Source organism: Bradyrhizobium diversitatis, assembly GCF_016031635.1.
GTDB lineage: Bacteria > Pseudomonadota > Alphaproteobacteria > Rhizobiales > Xanthobacteraceae > Bradyrhizobium > Bradyrhizobium diversitatis.
On record NZ_JACEGD010000028.1, the window covers coordinates 36,208 to 52,136 of the forward strand.

The 15,929-nt window shown below is 65.2% G+C and carries 14 protein-coding genes; 1 reads left to right on the plus strand and 13 read right to left on the minus strand.

Translation table 11 applies throughout. The annotated features are described in order from the left end of the window. Positions 1 to 12 precede the first annotated feature (12 nt). From H1B27_RS27565 to hydA, 11 genes are all read right to left on the minus strand, one after another. Entirely contained in the window at positions 13 to 936 is a 924-nt protein-coding gene (locus H1B27_RS27565; RefSeq protein WP_197968251.1) for an ABC transporter permease, read from the minus strand. After that, on the minus strand, positions 933 to 1,874 hold the full coding sequence (locus H1B27_RS27570) for an ABC transporter permease (RefSeq protein WP_061883188.1): 942 nt from the start codon (positions 1,872 to 1,874) through the stop codon (positions 933 to 935). Before H1B27_RS27570 ends, H1B27_RS27565 begins: the two co-directional genes overlap by 4 nt. A gap of 17 nt (positions 1,875 to 1,891) precedes the next feature. After that, a complete protein-coding gene (locus H1B27_RS27575; protein WP_197968252.1) occupies positions 1,892 to 3,496 on the minus strand; it encodes an ABC transporter substrate-binding protein in 1,605 nt (534 codons plus the stop codon). A 140-nt stretch (positions 3,497 to 3,636) separates the two neighbouring features. Further along, positions 3,637 to 5,307 carry a nickel ABC transporter ATP-binding protein NikE gene (nikE, locus tag H1B27_RS27580; protein WP_197968253.1) on the minus strand — a complete coding sequence of 557 codons (1,671 nt, stop codon included), beginning with the start codon at positions 5,305 to 5,307 and terminating at the stop codon, positions 3,637 to 3,639. Then, positions 5,304 to 6,152, minus strand: a complete 849-nt coding sequence (locus H1B27_RS27585; RefSeq protein WP_131870041.1) for an ABC transporter permease — start codon at positions 6,150 to 6,152, stop codon at positions 5,304 to 5,306. Before H1B27_RS27585 ends, nikE begins: the two co-directional genes overlap by 4 nt. After that, positions 6,149 to 7,183, minus strand: coding sequence for an ABC transporter permease (locus H1B27_RS27590; protein ID WP_197968254.1), 1,035 nt, complete (start codon positions 7,181 to 7,183; stop codon positions 6,149 to 6,151). The genes H1B27_RS27585 and H1B27_RS27590 overlap by 4 nt, the downstream gene beginning before the upstream one ends. Before the next feature lie 28 nt (positions 7,184 to 7,211). Next, positions 7,212 to 8,831: an ABC transporter substrate-binding protein gene (locus H1B27_RS27595; RefSeq protein WP_197968255.1), complete on the minus strand. Its 1,620-nt coding sequence runs from the start codon at positions 8,829 to 8,831 to the stop codon at positions 7,212 to 7,214. Positions 8,832 to 8,928: 97 nt separating this feature from the next. Continuing rightward, complete coding sequence (locus tag H1B27_RS27600; protein WP_197968256.1) at positions 8,929 to 10,365, minus strand: NAD(P)-binding domain-containing protein; 1,437 nt, start codon at positions 10,363 to 10,365, stop codon at positions 8,929 to 8,931. Beyond that, positions 10,362 to 11,111, minus strand: coding sequence for an SDR family oxidoreductase (locus H1B27_RS27605; RefSeq protein WP_197968257.1), 750 nt, complete (start codon positions 11,109 to 11,111; stop codon positions 10,362 to 10,364). The genes H1B27_RS27600 and H1B27_RS27605 overlap by 4 nt, the downstream gene beginning before the upstream one ends. Before the next feature lies 1 nt (position 11,112). Then, entirely contained in the window at positions 11,113 to 12,087 is a 975-nt protein-coding gene (locus H1B27_RS27610) for an NAD-dependent epimerase/dehydratase family protein (RefSeq protein WP_197968258.1), read from the minus strand. Between the two features lie 16 nt (positions 12,088 to 12,103). Then, positions 12,104 to 13,573 (minus strand): dihydropyrimidinase, encoded by a 1,470-nt coding sequence (hydA, locus tag H1B27_RS27615; protein WP_061883361.1) that lies wholly within the window; start codon positions 13,571 to 13,573, stop codon positions 12,104 to 12,106. A gap of 56 nt (positions 13,574 to 13,629) precedes the next feature. Between hydA and H1B27_RS27620 the strand changes: the two genes are divergently transcribed. Further along, positions 13,630 to 14,292, plus strand: a complete 663-nt coding sequence (locus tag H1B27_RS27620) for an aspartate/glutamate racemase family protein (RefSeq protein WP_197968259.1) — start codon at positions 13,630 to 13,632, stop codon at positions 14,290 to 14,292. On the opposite strand, the gene H1B27_RS27625 is transcribed toward H1B27_RS27620, so the two are convergent. Then, the gene (locus tag H1B27_RS27625) at positions 14,289 to 14,948 is read right to left on the minus strand and encodes a flavin reductase family protein (protein WP_197968260.1); all 660 of its coding nucleotides are present in this window, start codon (positions 14,946 to 14,948) and stop codon (positions 14,289 to 14,291) included. The genes H1B27_RS27620 and H1B27_RS27625 overlap by 4 nt on opposite strands. A 5-nt stretch (positions 14,949 to 14,953) precedes the next feature. Continuing rightward, entirely contained in the window at positions 14,954 to 15,886 is a 933-nt protein-coding gene (locus H1B27_RS27630; RefSeq protein WP_197968261.1) for an N-carbamoyl-D-amino-acid hydrolase, read from the minus strand. Positions 15,887 to 15,929: the final 43 nt, after the last annotated feature.

Sequence of the window (15,929 nt, forward strand, 5' to 3'; positions counted from 1 at the left end):
TCACAGGCAACATCACAGACTCTTGGCCATGCGCGGGTCGAGCGCATCGCGAAGGCCGTCGCCGAGCAAATTCACCGCGAGAACGGTGACCGACAGGAACGCCGCCGGGAAGAACACGATATAGGGCTTCACCTGCCACAGTGCGCGGCCCTCGGCCATGATGTTGCCCCAGGACGGGATGGTCGGCGGCGTTCCGGCGCCGATGAAGGACAGGATCGCCTCGGTGATCATGGCGCTGGCGCAGATATAGGTCGCCTGCACCAGCATCGGCGCGACCGTATTGGGCAGGATATGGCGGAGGATAATCATTGGAGAGCGCGTGCCGCAGGCCACGGCCGCATCCACATAGGGTTGCTCGCGAAGCGACAGCACCACACTGCGCACGAGGCGCGAGACGCGCGGGATTTCGGCAACGGTGATCGCCAGGATGACGTTGCCGACGCTGCCGCGCGTCAGCGCCATCAGCGCGATCGCGAGCAGGATCGGCGGGATCGACATCAAGCCATCCATGAACCGCATCAGGATGCCGTCGGCCCAGCGGATGAATCCGGCGATCATGCCGATGGCGAGACCCGCCGCAGATGCGAAGATCGCGACCGACAGCCCGACCGTGAGCGAAACGCGCGCGCCAAACAGCACGCGGGAATAGATGTCGCGGCCGAGCACGTCGGTGCCGAACCAGAAATCGGCCGACGGCGCCCGGGTGCGCTTGGCGGGCGCGAGCGCGGTCGGGTCGACCGTGCCGAGATAAGGCGCGAAGACCGCGATCAGCACGAGCGTCAGCAGCAGCGCGCCGCCGATCGCGACCGTCGGATGGCCGCGCAGGAGGCCGACGAGGCCGCGCCGGATTACGACCGGCCGCAGGATCTCGGGCAGCTGCGGCGCGACGACGAGGCCGGCCGGAAGCGATTGCGGATTGACGGTGGTATCGGTCAATAGCGGATCCTCGGGTCAACGAGCGTGTAGACGACGTCGATCATCAGATTGACGAGGACGTAGACGAAGCTGAACAGCAGCACGATGCCCTGGATCACCGGATAGTCGCGGCGCAGGATCGCATCGATCGTGAGACGACCGAGGCCGGGGATCGCGAACACGCTCTCGGTCACGACCGCGCCGCCGATCAGGAGCGCGATGCCGATCCCGATCACGGTCACGATCGGTACCGCCGCGTTCTTCAGCGCGTGAATGAACAGGATGCCGCCCTGCCCGAGTCCCTTGGCCTTGGCGGTGCGGACATAGTCCTGCTGCAGCACTTCGAGCATGGCTGCCCGCGTGATGCGTGCGACCAGCGCGATATAGACGCAGCCGAGCGCGATCGCCGGCAGGATCAGGTTCTCGAGCCACGGCCAGAAGCCCTGCGCGAGCGGCGTATAGCCCTGCACCGGCAGCCATTCGAGCTCCAGCGCGAAGACGTAGGCGAGCATGTAACCGACCACGAACACGGGCAGCGAGAATCCGAACACGGCAAAGCCCATGATGACGCGGTCGATCAGGCTGCCGGCCTTCCACGCCGCCACCACGCCGAGCGGCACCGCCACCACGATCGTGAGCAGCAGCGTGACGATCATCAGCGACAGCGTCGGACCGAGACGCTGCCCGATCATCGCCGAGACCGGCAGATTGGTGAAGATAGAGGTACCGAGATCGCCGTGCAGGATGCGCCAGACCCAGCTTCCGAACTGGACCAGGAACGGCCGGTTGAGGCCGAGGCTCTGCCGGATGCGCTCCACATCCTCCGGACTCGCCTGGTCGCCCGCGATCACCACGGCCGGATCGCCCGGCGCGATGTAGAGCAGGCTGAACACGAACAGCGCGACGATCGCCATGACTGGCAAGGTCGCGACGATGCGACGGAGGATGTAGGAGAGCATCTGGCCTCAGCGCACGATCATGCGGACTTCGACACGCCCCAGAAGAACGGCAGCGGTCCCTTGGCAACGCCGGAGACGTTCTTGCGCCACGCGGTGTAGCTCAGGAAGAAACCGGTCGGCGCGTAGACGACGTCATCGATCGCCGCCTTGTTGAGGCGGCCGATGGCGGCCTTCTCCTCGTCGAGGTTCTTGGCCTCGAACCACGAGGCGACCTCCTTTTCGGTGGCCGCGCTGGTGGGCCAGCCGAACCAGGCCTTGTCGCCGTTAGCACGAATGGCGGTGTAGGGAGCCGGATTGACGCAATCCGCGCCTGCGTGCCAGGTGTGGAACATGTTCCAGCCGCCCTGTCCCGGAGGCGTCTTCTGCGCGCGGCGGGAGCCGACCGTACCCCAATCGGTTGCAACGAAGTCGACATTCATGCCGAGCTTCTTCAGCAGATCCGCCGTGACGTCGCCCTGTGCCTTGGTAATCGGCTGGTCCTGGGCCACCAGGCACGTAACCGGCTGACCGGAATAGCCGCTCTCGGCGAGCAGCTTCTTGGCCGCGTCCAGATCGCGCTTGCCCTTCAGGATATCGCCGCCCACTTCGGTGTAGAGCGGCGTATCCGGCGTGAAGTAGCCGGGCAGCGGCTTCCACAACGAATTGTCGTCGCCGACGATCGCGCGCATGTAGTCTTCCTGGCTGAGCGCCATCAGCACCGCGCGCCGCGCCTTGACGTCGTTGAACGGCGGATAGAGGAAGTTCATGCGGAACGAGCCGATATTGCCGAGGGGATCGCCGATATCGACGCTGATATTCTTGTTCTTCTTCAGAACTGGAACGAGATCCGCGATCGGGTTCTCCCACCAGTCGATCTCGCCGTTCTGCAACGCGGCCGCCGCGGTTGCCGGATCCGGCATGATCACCCACTCGACGCGGTCGACCATCACCTGCTTGCCACCGGCCAGCCATGACGACTTCTCCTGCCGCGGTGAATAGTCGGCGAATTTCTCGAAAACGGCCTTCGCACCGGGGACCCACTCGCTCTTGGCGAACTTCAGCGGACCGGAGCCGATATATTCAGAAATCTGCTTGAACGGATCGGTCTGCGCGATGCGCTCCGGCATGATGAAGCCGCAAGGCGAATTGTTCTTGCCCAACGCGTAAAGCAATTTCGGGAAGGGCTGCTTCAGCACCCATTTGAAGGTGCGGTCGTCGACGGCCGTGAGCTCCTGCTGGAGCGCCTTGATCATCAGGCCCATCGGATCGCGCGCCGACCAGCGCGTCAGGCTTGCCACGACGTCCTTGCTGAGCACCGGCTCGCCATCGTGGAACTTGAGGCCGGGCCGCAGCTTGAACGTCCAGGTCGTGCCGTCGTCGGTCACTTCCTCGGACTCGACCATCTGCCGCTGCGGCTGGAACGAGGAATCGATGCCGTAGAGCGTGTCCCAGACCATCGCAGCGGCATTGCGCACGACATATTGCGTGCCCCAGATCGGGTCGAAATTGGCGAGATTGGCCTGCGGCACGAAACGCAGGGTGCGTGCAGCCGCGCCCTGGGCGATCGCCGGGGCCGACAGGCCTCCCGTCAATGCCAGACCGCCCGCGCCCGCCAGTCCCTTCAATACCGTCCTGCGATCCATGAAGTCCTCCCAGAAACGCCGTGATGCCAGCTATTCATTGGCAAAGGGCAAGTGAAACCGAGCCCATTTGCAAGCAAATGGTATGCCACTAATGGGCCTCGCCAGTCGGATCACATCGCTCTTTTTGGCCGGTCCAGGCTTCAAAGAGCGGCCGCCAGCGTCGGTCCGGTCTCGATGTGCGGGATCGCCTCGACCAGTTTGCGCGTGTAGTCGGTCTTCGGATTGTCGAACAGCGCCCGGCTTTCGCCCTGCTCGACGATGCCGCCATTGCGCAGCACGATGGTGCGGTCGCAGAGCATGCGCACCACGTTGAGATCGTGGCTGACGAACAGCAGCGCGATGTCGTTCTCGCGCCTGAGGCGGTCGAGCAGCTGCAACACCACGGCCTGCACGGAAACGTCGAGCGCGGCGGTCGGCTCGTCCAGCACCAGGAGCCGCGGCCGGCAGGCGATGGCGCGAGCGATACCGACACGGGCTTTCTGCCCGCCGGAGAGCTGATGCGGAAACCGCGGCAGCAGATCAAGCGGCAGTCCAACCCGTTGCGCGCATTCTTCCACACGCTGACGCAGCGCCTCACCCGTGCGCATTCCGTCGAGCCGCATCAAGGGATGGGCAATACAATCGAACGCCGTGAAGCGCGGGTTGAGACTCTCGTTCGGATCCTGAAAGACCATCTGGATGTCTTTGCGGAGCGGCGAGCGGTGAAAATCACGCGACGCCACGTGGCCGATCGATTGCCCGTCGAACACGATGTCGCCTTCGCTCGGGTCGATCAGGCGACAGATCATCCGCGACGTCGTGCTTTTGCCGGAGCCGGACTCGCCGACCAGACCGACGCTCTCGCCGCCGGCCATGGTCATCGAGAAGTCGGCAACCGCGGCGGAGCCCTGGTCGAAGCGCTTCGCGAGCTTCCGCACTTCCAGCAGCGGCGGTGTGCCATGTGGCAGCACCGGCCGTGGCTTGTCGAGAACGGCGTTGTAACGCTCTCTCTCCTCCTCAGTCACGAGGTCTTCGATCCGTGACGTCGCCGTCGGCGATGCCGCGACCAGGCGCCTCGTATAGGCGTGCTGCCGCGCGCTGAAGAGCTTGCCGGGGCTCGCCTCCTCGACGATGCGGCCACGCTCCATCACGGCGATGCGGCGGCAATAGCGCGCGGCGAGGCCGAGGTCATGCGTGATCAAGATCGTCGCCATGCCTCGCGCGGCGGCAATGTCCGCCAGGAGATCCATCACCACCTTCTGCGTGGTCACGTCGAGCCCGGTCGTCGGCTCGTCGGCGATCAGCAGAGCAGGATTGCAGGAGATCGCAATCGCGATCATGACGCGCTGGCACATGCCGCCCGAGAGCTCGTGCGGATAGGCGTTCATCCGCTGCTCGGGATCGCGGATCTGGACCGCGCGCAGCAGGTCCAGCGCCTCGGCGCGCGCGGCCTCCTTCGAGATGCGCTTGTGCGTGAGGATCGCATCCGCAATCTGCAATCCGATGGCGCGGATCGGATTGAGCGCCGCCCGCGGGTTCTGGAAGATCATCGACATCGCGGCGCCCTGGAGCTGGCGGAGGTCATCGCCCCTGAGCTTTGTGACGTCCTGCCCGCGAAACAGGATCTTGCCCCCGGTGACGCGCCCGGCGGCATCGAGCAGCCGCGTCGTCGCAAAGCCGGTGACCGACTTGCCCGAGCCGCTCTCGCCGACGAGGCCGAGCATCTCGCCGGCCTTGACGGTCAGCGTCACGCCGCGCACAGCCTCGACCATTCCGCGCCGCGTTGAGAAGGCGACGTGGAGGTCGTCGATCCTGAGCAGGTCCTCGCTCATGTGCGCATCCGGGGATCGAGAATGTCCCGCATCCCGTCGCCGAGGAGATTGAAGCACAGCACCGCCATCATCAGCGCGAGGCCCGGAAAGGCCACCAGCCACCACCGTCCGGTCGAGATGAAGCGCGCGCCTTCGGCGACCATGATGCCCCATTCCGGCGTCGGCGGCTTGACGCCGAGGCCGATGAAGGACAGGCCCGCCGCGTTCAGAATCGCCCAGCCGAGATTGAGCGAGATCTGCACCGCCATCGCCGGCAGGATGTTCGGCAGCAGGAAGCGCAGCACCACGGAAAAATGACTCTCGCCGCAGGCGCGTGCGGCCTCGACCCAGCCGACATTGCGCCTGACGTTGACCTCGGCCCGTGCAAAGCGGATGTAGAAGGGAAGATTGATGATCGCGGTCGCGATCACGATGTTCTCGATCCGGTTGCCGAGCGCAGCCACCATCGCCATCGCCAGCACGAACAGCGGGAACGCCATCATCACATCGACGAAACGGCCGACGGCGCGATCGAGCCGGCCGCCGGCATAGCCGCAGAATGCGCCGACGACGGCCCCGATCACGAAGGAGATTCCGACCGCGGAGACCGCGATGGCAAGGTCGAGCCGCGCGGCGATGATGAGACGGCTGAACACGTCGCGCCCGAGCTGGTCCGTACCGGCAATGTGCGTCGCGCTCGGCGGCTGCAACGCCTCCGAGACGTTCGAGGCTACGGGATCGTAAGGCACGATCCACGGTCCGAAGATCGCGACCAGGACGAACAGCGTCACCCCGGCCGCAGCGACGGCCGTGAGCGGATTGCCGCGCAGGATCCAGACCGAGTGGCGAAGGGTTGCACTGGTCATTCGATCGACACCCTGGGATCGGCGATGCCGTAGCAGATATCGACCACGAGATTGACCAGCACGAACAGGCTGGCCATCAGCAGCACGAAGCCCTGCACCGGCGCATAGTCGGAGGACAGCAGCGCATCGAGCGCGTAGGAGGCGACGCCCGGCCAGGAGAACACCTTCTCCACCAGCACGTTGGCACCCAGCATGGTCGAGAACACGATGCCGGCGATGGTGATGACGGGAAGGATCGCATTGCGCAGCGCGTAGGTCACGACCACCTTGCGCCAGGACAATCCGATCGAGCGCGCGGTGCGCACGAAATCGCTGCCGAGCGAGACCAGCATCGACGCGCGCGTGATCCGCGCCAGCGGCGCAATCACGAACAGGGCCATGCTCACCGCCGGCAGAACCAACTGCTTGCAGGCCGCCCACCAGCCCTCGAAATCGCCCGCGAGCAGGAAATCGATGGAGAGAAAACCGGTGTGCTGCGGCGGCAGCGAGGTGAAGACGTCGATCCGCCCGGTCGGATCAGGCGCGAGCCCGAGCAGATAGTAGAAGACGTAGATCAGCAGCAGTCCCGAGACGAAGGTCGGCACGCAGACACCGAGCGCGCAGAACAGCCGCACGCCATGGTCGACGATCGATCCGGGCCGCAAGGCCGCGACCACGCCGAGCGGCACCGCCGCGATCAGCGCGATCAGGAGCGCGGTAAAGGTGAGCTCCAGCGAGGCCGGCAGCCGCTCGCGCAGGTCCTTGAGCACGGGCTGTCCCGTCATCATGGAGCGGCCGAGATTGCCGTGGCCGATGTCGGAGAGATAAAACACGAGCTGCTCCGGCACCGACTTGTTGAGCCCCATCTGCCTGCGGATCTGCTCGATCTCCTCCTTGCCGGCATTGGGCCCCGAGGCGAAGAATACCGCGGGGTCGCCGGGCAGGACGCGCATCAGGAGAAAGGTGAAGACCAGCACACCGAACAATGCCGGCAGCGACGACAGAAGCCGCCTGCCCGCTCTCACTATCGTTGCACCAAGACCGGTCTTCACTTTTCGGCACCTCTCCTGCTTTCGGAAGCTACTTGCGGCTCAGGTTGCGATAGTCGACCTGGCGGTGGAACTCGTAAGTGTAGCCTTCGACGGTGGCCGCCATCACCGCATCCTGATTTGGCTGCCACAGCATGATCTGCGGCATCAGGTCGAAATGCATCGCATTGAGCTTGCGGCCGGCCTCCTCGTACTTGGCCTTGTCCGGCTCGAAGCGGGCTCCCTGCGCGATCGCGACCAGGTCGGGATTGTTGATCGACGAGTAGTTCCAGCGCTGATTGCCGGTATAGAAGTTGCGGTAGAAGTAGTCCGTCGAAGGCAGCCAAGCGACGATGCCTTCGGTGAAGAAGGGCAGCTTCTTCTCGTTGATCAGCGTCGACATCTGCGCGTCAGGCAGCTTCTGGATGTCGACCTTGATCCCGATCTTGCCGAGCGACTCCTTGATCAGCGCCGCCATCGGCTCCGCCTGGGAGGCCCACCCGACATTGAAGCTGAAAGTGGTCGAGAAGCCCTCCGGGAATCCGGCGGCCTTGAGATATTCCTTTGCCTTGTCGAGGTCGAGCTTGACCGGCTGCTGGAACGGATAGATTCCGTTCAGCGGTTTGCCGTCCGGCCAGCTGGCGCCGTACAGCGGCATGCCGCGGCCGAACAAGGCAGCCTTGAACATGTCCTCGTAGGGCAGCGCGAACGCGATGGCGCGGCGGACGTTGACGTTGTCGAACGGCGGGATCTGGTTGTTCATCGAGACGTAGGTGATCGCGTTGTATTGCGGCGTCGAGACCACCTTCAGCTTGCCCTTGGCTTCGAGCGACTGGACGTCGCTCGCCTGCAGATCGAGTACGATATCGGCATCGCCGCGTTCGACCAGATTGGCGCGGGTCGCCGGCTCCGGCACCGATTGCACGATGATGCGCTTGAAGAAGGCGGGCCGGTCGGGAGAACCGCGATTCCAGGCCTCGTTGCGCTTGAGGGTCACCTGCTCGCCGGGCTTGAAACTCTCGATCACATAGGCGCCGCTGCCGGCGGTGTGTTCCTTCAGCCAGGCCATCGCCCACGGATCGTCCGCCGTCGCATGCTCCTTGGCCAGCTTCGAGTTGATGATCATCGGATAGACAGTAGCGAGATTCGGCAGCGCCAGCTTGTCGGGCTTCGGCAGCGTCACCTCGATTGTCAGGGGATCGATCACCTTGAACTGGTCGGCCGAGGTGAGCGATCCCGTCAGCAGCTGCGCCTTGCCGAGGATCGGCGCGGTGACGCAGCGGTCGAGCGACCACTTCACGTCGTCCGCCGTCACGGGCGAGCCGTCCTGGAACTTGGCGTCCTTGCGCAGGCGGAAGGTGATCTTCAGGCCATCGGGGCTGACGTCGTAGGATTCGGCGAGCTCGCCGTTGATGGTGTCGAGATCGAACACCCATTTGCCGTTGAGCTGCTTGCGACCGAACGACACCAGCCGATCGTAAGTGCTCATGCTGAGCCCGAAGGACTCGCGGGTCGCGCCGGGGATGTTTGGATCGAGCGTGTTGACCGATGCGCCGGTCACATAGCGCAGCGTTTCCGCCCTGGATTGCGCATGCGACGGCGCGGTCGCGATCAGCAACAGCGCGGTGGTGGCGAGGATCGTGGTCGCGGATCTGAAAGACACAAAACGCATTCGTTTTCCCTTGAATTGTCGAACAGGAAGGTCGCCAAGGCTGGTCAAGAAAGAAGCAAGTTGCGCGCCAATCTTCGCTGCGGCGGGGCATGGATGATCATCGCTGCTCCTCCGTCTTTCGCGCCGACCGCGCAACCACCGCCTGCGGCACGTCGTAGGCGCTGAGCGAGGCCCAGTGCCGCTCGACATCGGCGCGAAACAGGCCGCGTGTCAGGCCATTCACGAGCTTGGGCACTGCGGTGGTCATCGCGTTGATCGACGATCCCGAGGCACCAAAACTCATGGTGGAGGCGATGGCGAAGAGATGGATGTCGGAGATCCACGGCGTCTTGCCGGGCACGCGCTCGGTGAAGGCGTAGTCGTCGGCGAGATAAGGAAAGCGGCCGAGCCGTTCATTGCGGTCGCCCTCCGGCGGCTGGTAGCGGTCGGCCCAGGTGGCGATGTTGCCGGCAAACCTGGAGAGTTCGCCGTGCCCGGCAAAGTCCATGTCGATGCCTGCGCCGCAAATGACGAAATCGGCGGTGATGGCGCCCCGCGGCGTCTGCAACTCAATCGCTTTGCCTGTCTCGCGCGCCGCCTCAACCGGCGCACCCTCGTGCAGGATGAAATTGGCGTGCCGCGCGCAGCGGTCATATGTTGGTTGCGGAAATCCTTCCCGCATCTCAAGGACCTTGCGCATGAAGCGCCAGCGCCAGGCATCGTCGAGATCGCTGAGATGGCGCAGGAAGCCGCGGAAGGTCAGCCAGCGATAGGGCTGGATCACCTGGATCTGCGTCCGGCGGCACAGCAGGTGCACCTCGGCAGCACCCGCCTCCAACGCGGTGGCCGCATTGTCGAAGGCGGATGCGCCGGCACCGATCACGGCCACGCGCTTGCCACGCAAGCTTTCGAAATCGATGTCGTCGGCGACGGTCGCGATCGAGCTCGCCGGCAGATGCGCTAGCTGCGCCGGGATCATCCAGCAGCCCATGCCCTCCTGCCCCGTCGCCAGCACGATCTTGCGCGCATAAAGCGTCTCCACCCCTGCGGCATGCTTCACGCGCGCGGCGAGCAGGCCGTCGGCCGCTGGCGCAATCTCCAGGAGCTCACAGCCGTTGCATACCGGCAAGCCGATCGTGCGCCTCAGCCAGAGCAGGTACTCGGCCCAGTGCGCGCGCGGAATCAGATCGAGCGTCTGCCAGCTCTCCTTGCCGAACCGGGCTTCGTGCCAGGACTGGTAGGTGAGGCTCGGGATGTCGAGATCGGGCCCGGTGTAATCCTTCGGGCTGCGCAGCGTCGGCATCCGGGCATAGGTGAGCCACGGGCCCTCCTTGCCCTCCTCGGCCTTGTCGATCAGCAGGATGTTGCTGACGCGGGAGCGCATCAGGCCGAAGCCGATGGCGATGCCGGATTGGCCGGCGCCGATGATGAGCACATCCAGCGCAGGATTGCCGTCCGGCCCGGTCTTCGGTTCGAGCCATGCGGCACCGGGATGCGCGATCCGAGCGAGATCGGCGCGCACGTCCGCTTCGAGCTGGGTGAGCGCCTCACTCATGCCGCGAGCCAGCCTCCGTCGACCACCATCACGGTGCCGGTCGTGAACGAGGACGCATCGCTGGCGAGATGCAGCGCGGTCTGGGCGATCTCCTCCGCCTGACCGAACCGCTTCATGGCGTGGCGGTTGCGCGAGGCCTCGCGCACTTCCTCGGAATTGGCGTGACGGGCGAAGCTGCGGCGAAGCATCGGCGTATCGATCGCGCCCGGCGCGATGGCGTTGACGCGGATGCCGTCCGTTGCGAAATCCACCGCCATCGTCCGGGTCAGGCTGACGATCGCGCCCTTGGCAGCGATATAGGCGCTGTTGCCCCTGCCGCCGGCGATCGCAAGCTGCGATGCCAGCGTGATGATCGAGCCGCTGTTCTGCCGCTGCATCTGCGGCACCGCCGCCCGCGCCCACAGCCATGTGCCGCCGACATTGGCGCGGAACACCGCATCCCAGTCTTCCGGGCTCGTCGTCAACACGGTGCCGCCGCAGGAAAAGCCTGCTGCCGTCATCAGGATATCGAGCCTACCGTGCCGCGCGATGACCTCGCCGACAACAGTTTCGGCGAATGCGGCATCGCCGACGTCGCCGACATGCGTCGTTGCTTCGCCCGGCAGGCGAAGCGTTTCCTGGAGCCCCGCGGCATCGCGATCGACCAGAGCGAGGCGCGCTCCTTCTTCTGCAAACAGTTTTGCGCTGGCGCGGCCAATGCCCGAGCCGGCCCCGGTGATGATGGCGGTGCGTCCCTGCAGCCGCATATCAGATCCCCTCCTTGTGCTGCACCCACCAGGCGTTCATCGCAGCAGCGGACTCGGCGCAGCCGAACCGCGCGCGCCAGCCGAATTCGTCGGCCATCCGTGCAACCGAGAGCGGTGCACGATCACCCCCATGGAGCTTGATAACCGTGCTTTCTCCGGGCACCGCCAGCCGGCAGTGCAGGCCGGGATGAAGTGCCGCAAAGGCCTCGCCCCATTGCAGCGCCGACCAGGCTGCGCCGCTGGAGATGTTGTAGAGACGATGGCGTGGCCGCTCGGCCTCGATCAGCACAGCCACGGCCTCGGCCGCGTCGACCGCGTAGGTCCAATCTTTAAGGCCTGGTCCCGGCATGATCGCCGGCTCGCCGCGGGCGAACGCCGCCAGGATCTGGAATTGGAGGCTGGGCGTATCGCGCAGAGCGCCGGCCCGCTCCCACGGGCCAAACACGGCGCTCAGCCGCACGCTGAGGAAATCGCCGCCAAAGAGCTCAGCATGGCGCGCGACGGAGCGCTCCGAGGTGAATTTGCTGATGGCGTAGAACGAGACGGGATCGCAGGCCGTTTCCTCGTCCAGGACTTGGTGACGCTGGCCTGCGGCGCCATAGGCGGACGCCGAGGACAGATTGACGACGCGGCGAACGCCGTGACGGATCGCCGCCTGCAGGATCGGGATCTGCGCCATGACGTTGATCTCGAGAACGCGCGCGGGCGACGCCCTCTCGAGATCATCCCCGGCGGTGATGGCCGCCCCCAGCACGATTGCGTCCCAGCCTTCAGCGATGAGGGTATCGATACCGGCCGCGTCGGTGATATCGCCTTGAACGATTCGGAACCGCTCCCGAAAATCCAGCAGGGATCGCTGCGCGGCCGGCGGCAGCGGCGAACGATCATACAGCGTCACGTCGTGGCCGCGCGCGAGCAACGCCTCCGCCAGGTTGAGGCCGACAAAGCCGGTGCCGCCGAAGATGACGATCTTCATCGCGCGCGATCCGCCATCACAGCAGTTTTGCCCCAAAGTTCCGTTCCGGATCCATGTCGGCGACGAGCCGGCCGGTCGGCTTCGCCGCCTCGCCGCCGCTGCGCGCCAGGAATTTTCCGCTGCCCGCGCTCGCGAGACACTTGTTGCCCTCGATGATCACGCGACCGCGCGATAATACCGACACCGGCCAGCCCCTCAGCTTGCGGCCCGCGAACGGCGTGTAGCCGGTGAGGTCATGCATCATCTCGTCCGCGATCGTGACCTCGCGGTTCGGATCCCAGATCGCGATGTCGGCATCGGCGCCGACGGCGATCGAGCCCTTGCGCGGATGCAGATTGTAGATCTTTGCCGGCGCCGTCGCGGTCAGCTCGACGAACTTTTCGAGGCCCAAGCGTCCCTTCGACACCATCGCGTCGAACAACAGCGGCAGCCGCAGCTCCAGTCCCGGCAGGCCGTTGGCGACCTGCTTGAAGTTCGGATTGGGACCGGCGCGGAGCTTGCCGGTCTCGTCATAGCGATACGGCGCGTGATCCGACGAAATGGTCTGGAGATCGCCGAGCGACAGCGCCTGCCACAGCGCCTCCTGGTCCGAATGCGTGCGCGGCGGCGGGCTGCACATCCATTTGGCGCCTTCCGCGCCGGGCTTGTCGAGATCGCCTGCCGTGAGGAACAGATATTGCGGACAGGTCTCGGCGAAGACCTTGAGCCCCTGCCCGCGCGCGTCGCGGATCACCTTGGCGCCTTCGGCGGTCGAGACGTGGAAGATCATGATCGGCTGGTCGATCAGCGCAGCCATGCCGATCAGCCGGGTGAAGGCTTCCGCCTCCGACACGCGGGCGTGGCTGACGGCGTGGTATTTCGGCATGGTGTAGCCGCGCGCCAGCAGCCGCTTCACCATCCAGGCGATGATGCCGTGATTTTCGGCATGGGCGCACAGCATCGCGCCGGACTGGCGCGCGGCCAGAAGAATGTCGAGCAATGGCTCGTCGTCCACCTTCAGGCGATCATAGGTCATGAAGATCTTGATCGAGGCATGGCCCTGCTTCACCAGCGCGGGAATGTGCTCCTCGACCGTTTCCTTCGTCGCGTCCGCAATGATCATGTGAAAGGCGTAGTCGATTACGGCACCTTTCTTTGCGAGCGCGTGATAGTCCTCAACCACTTGCGGCAGCTTCATCCCGACATGCTGGGCGGCAAACGGAATCACCGTGGTGGTGCCGCCAAAAGCGGCAGAGACGGTCGCGCTCTCGAAGGTGTCGGCATTCATGATGCCGGCGGCCGACAATTGCTCGATATGGGCGTGGCTGTCGACACCGCCGGGCAGCACCAGCTTGCCGCGCGCGTCGATCTCGCGCTTGGCGGGGGGAAGGCCCTTCCCGACGGCCGCGATGGTCTCGCCGGAGATGGCGACGTCGGCCTCGAACACGTCGGTGGTGGTGGCGACGCGGCCGCCGCGGATGATCAGGTCGTAAACTGGTTCAGTCATGAGGCACTCCATGATATGCCTGAAACAAGTGATCTCCATTTTGCAGGAAGACCATCATGTCCCGGCCGCGCATTCTCGTCATCAACCCGAACTCCAACCACAAGGTTACGCAAGGGCTGGAGGACGCGCTGAAGCCGCTCGACTTCGAGGGCGGGCCCGAAGTGGTCTGCCAGACGCTGGCCGAGGGGCCCTTCGGCATCGAAAGCCAGGCGGACGCCGACAGCGTCGCGATGCCGCTGCGAAAGCTCGTCGAAAGCGACAACAGTTCGGCCGCCTTCGTCATCGCCTGCTACAGCGATCCCGGGCTTCAGGTCTGCCGCGAAGGCACCGACCGCCCCGTGTTCGGCATCGCCGAGTGCGGCGTGCTGACGGCGCTTTCCCGCGCGGAGACCTTTGGCGTCATCGCGATCGCCCAGCGTTCGATCCCGCGGCACATGCGCTACCTCAGGCAGATGGGTCTGACCGACCGCTTTTCCGGCGAGCGGCCGCTGAACATGAGCGTCGCCGAAACCGCTTCGGGCGAAGGCACGCTTGCCAAGATGATCGAGGTCGGCCGCGCGCTGCGCGACGAGGACGGTGCCCGCGCTGTCGTGATGGGCTGCGCCGGCATGGCGCGCCACCGCCGTGCCCTGGAAGAGGCGCTGCGCATTCCCGTGATCGACCCGACGCAGGCGGCCGTCACCATGGCGCTGGGCACGGTGCAGTTCTCGGCTCACTAGGCGTCCTTCAGCTCTTTGGCGTCCTGCCGGGCGAGCCATTGCGCATGGCTCTCGCGGACAAGTGCGAAGGTGTCCCGCTGCGTGGTGTAGAGATTGCCGAACATGCGACCGATCGGCCGGTAGGCCGCGAGATCGACATACATGTTGGTTTCGTCGACAAGGCCCTCGCGGGAGTGAACACGCAAGACTTCGCCGACCAGGAGCTCGCGATCGGGCGAGAAGGTCAGCACCACATGGCGCCGGCATTCCAGTGCGAACGGCGCCGCGGCGAGGCGCGGCACCTTCACGTCCACCGACGGAAGCGTCGCCAGGCCCGTTGCGGCGACCTCGCTGTCGCCGGAGGGGAAATCGACCGCGCAGTCGTTCATCGCCACCGACAGCGCTTCATCCACCATGTGCACGACGAACTCGCCGTCGCGATGGATATTGCGGGTCGTGTCCTTCGGGCTGTGATCAGGCTTGTGCTGCAGGCCGAGCACGATCAGCGCGGGGCTTTCCGAGAAGACATTGAAGAAGCTGAACGGCGCGGCATTGACAGCTCCGTTCTCGTCCAGCGTCGTCACCAGCGCGATCGGCCGCGGCACCACAACGCCGCAGAGCAGCTTGTAGCGGTCACGCGCGTCGAGCTCGCGCAGGGAGATGCCCTTGTCAGCCATCGGCGTCACGTCTCCGGCGGCGGCACCGCGCCGGTCTGGCTGGTGATCAGGCCGTAGTGCTCGATGCGGCGATGCCGGGCGAAATCGAAGATCGTGGTCTTGCCGAAGGTCGTCGCATCGAGGTCGCAAGCGTGGACCAGGACCTCGTCCTCGTCCGTCTTGGCTTCCGCAACAATCTCGCCATTGGGATCGACGATCAGGCTCCCGCCGAACAGCGGGTGGCCGTCCTCGACGCCGGCCTTGGCCACCGCCACGACCCAGGTCGCGTTCTGGTAGGCACCGGCTTGCACCGAGAGGCGGTTGTGGAACAGGCGCTTCTCGACGCCCTCTTCGCTCTTCTCCGCATTCACCGACGGCGTGTTGTAGCCGATCAGCACCATCTCGACGCCCTGCAGGCCCATGACGCGATAGGTCTCGGGCCAGCGGCGGTCGTTGCAGATCGCCATGCCGATGATGCCGCCGAGCTCGCGCCAGACCTTGAAGCCGAGATCGCCCGGCTCGAAATAACGCTTCTCCAGATGCTGGTGCGAGCGCCTGGTGTCGTACTCCACATGGCCCGGAAGATGGACCTTGCGATATTTGCCGACGATCTTGTCGGACTTGTCGGTGAGAATAGCTGTGTTGAAGTGATGACCGTCGGGCGTCAGCTCCGCATAGCCGAAGTTCATCGCCATTCCGTGCTGCGCGGCACGCTCGAACAGCGGCCTTGTCGCCGCGTTCGGCATCTCCCGCTCGAACCAGACGTCGAACTCGGCCCGGTCCTCGACATACCAGCGCGGGAAGAACGTCGTCAGTGCCAATTCGGGATAGACGATCAAGTCGGCGCCCTTGCTCTTGGCCTCGTCCATCAGCGCGATCATGCGCTTGACCACGGCCTCGCGGCTATCGGCTTTCTGGATCGGGCCCATCTGGGCGGCGGCGACATTGACGATTCGCATCAGCGACTTCCTGATCTCTTCACGAATTTCCTGGCGAGGCTGG

Bases quoted from the DNA above. Each gene is read 5' to 3' on its own strand.
- H1B27_RS27585 (WP_131870041.1), bottom strand. From the start codon at position 6,152: ATGACCAGTGCAACCCTTCGCCACTCGGTCTGGATCCTGCGCGGCAAT.
- H1B27_RS27625 (WP_197968260.1), bottom strand. From the start codon at position 14,948: ATGGCTGACAAGGGCATCTCCCTGCGCGAGCTCGACGCGCGTGACCGC.
- H1B27_RS27595 (WP_197968255.1), bottom strand. From the start codon at position 8,831: ATGCGTTTTGTGTCTTTCAGATCCGCGACCACGATCCTCGCCACCACC.
- H1B27_RS27600 (WP_197968256.1), bottom strand. From the start codon at position 10,365: ATGAGTGAGGCGCTCACCCAGCTCGAAGCGGACGTGCGCGCCGATCTC.
- nikE (WP_197968253.1), bottom strand. From the start codon at position 5,307: ATGAGCGAGGACCTGCTCAGGATCGACGACCTCCACGTCGCCTTCTCA.
- H1B27_RS27605 (WP_197968257.1), bottom strand. From the start codon at position 11,111: ATGCGGCTGCAGGGACGCACCGCCATCATCACCGGGGCCGGCTCGGGC.
- H1B27_RS27575 (WP_197968252.1), bottom strand. From the start codon at position 3,496: ATGGATCGCAGGACGGTATTGAAGGGACTGGCGGGCGCGGGCGGTCTG.
- H1B27_RS27620 (WP_197968259.1), top strand. From the start codon at position 13,630: ATGTCCCGGCCGCGCATTCTCGTCATCAACCCGAACTCCAACCACAAG.
- H1B27_RS27570 (WP_061883188.1), bottom strand. From the start codon at position 1,874: ATGCTCTCCTACATCCTCCGTCGCATCGTCGCGACCTTGCCAGTCATG.
- H1B27_RS27610 (WP_197968258.1), bottom strand. From the start codon at position 12,087: ATGAAGATCGTCATCTTCGGCGGCACCGGCTTTGTCGGCCTCAACCTG.
- H1B27_RS27630 (WP_197968261.1), bottom strand. From the start codon at position 15,886: ATGCGAATCGTCAATGTCGCCGCCGCCCAGATGGGCCCGATCCAGAAA.
- hydA (WP_061883361.1), bottom strand. From the start codon at position 13,573: ATGACTGAACCAGTTTACGACCTGATCATCCGCGGCGGCCGCGTCGCC.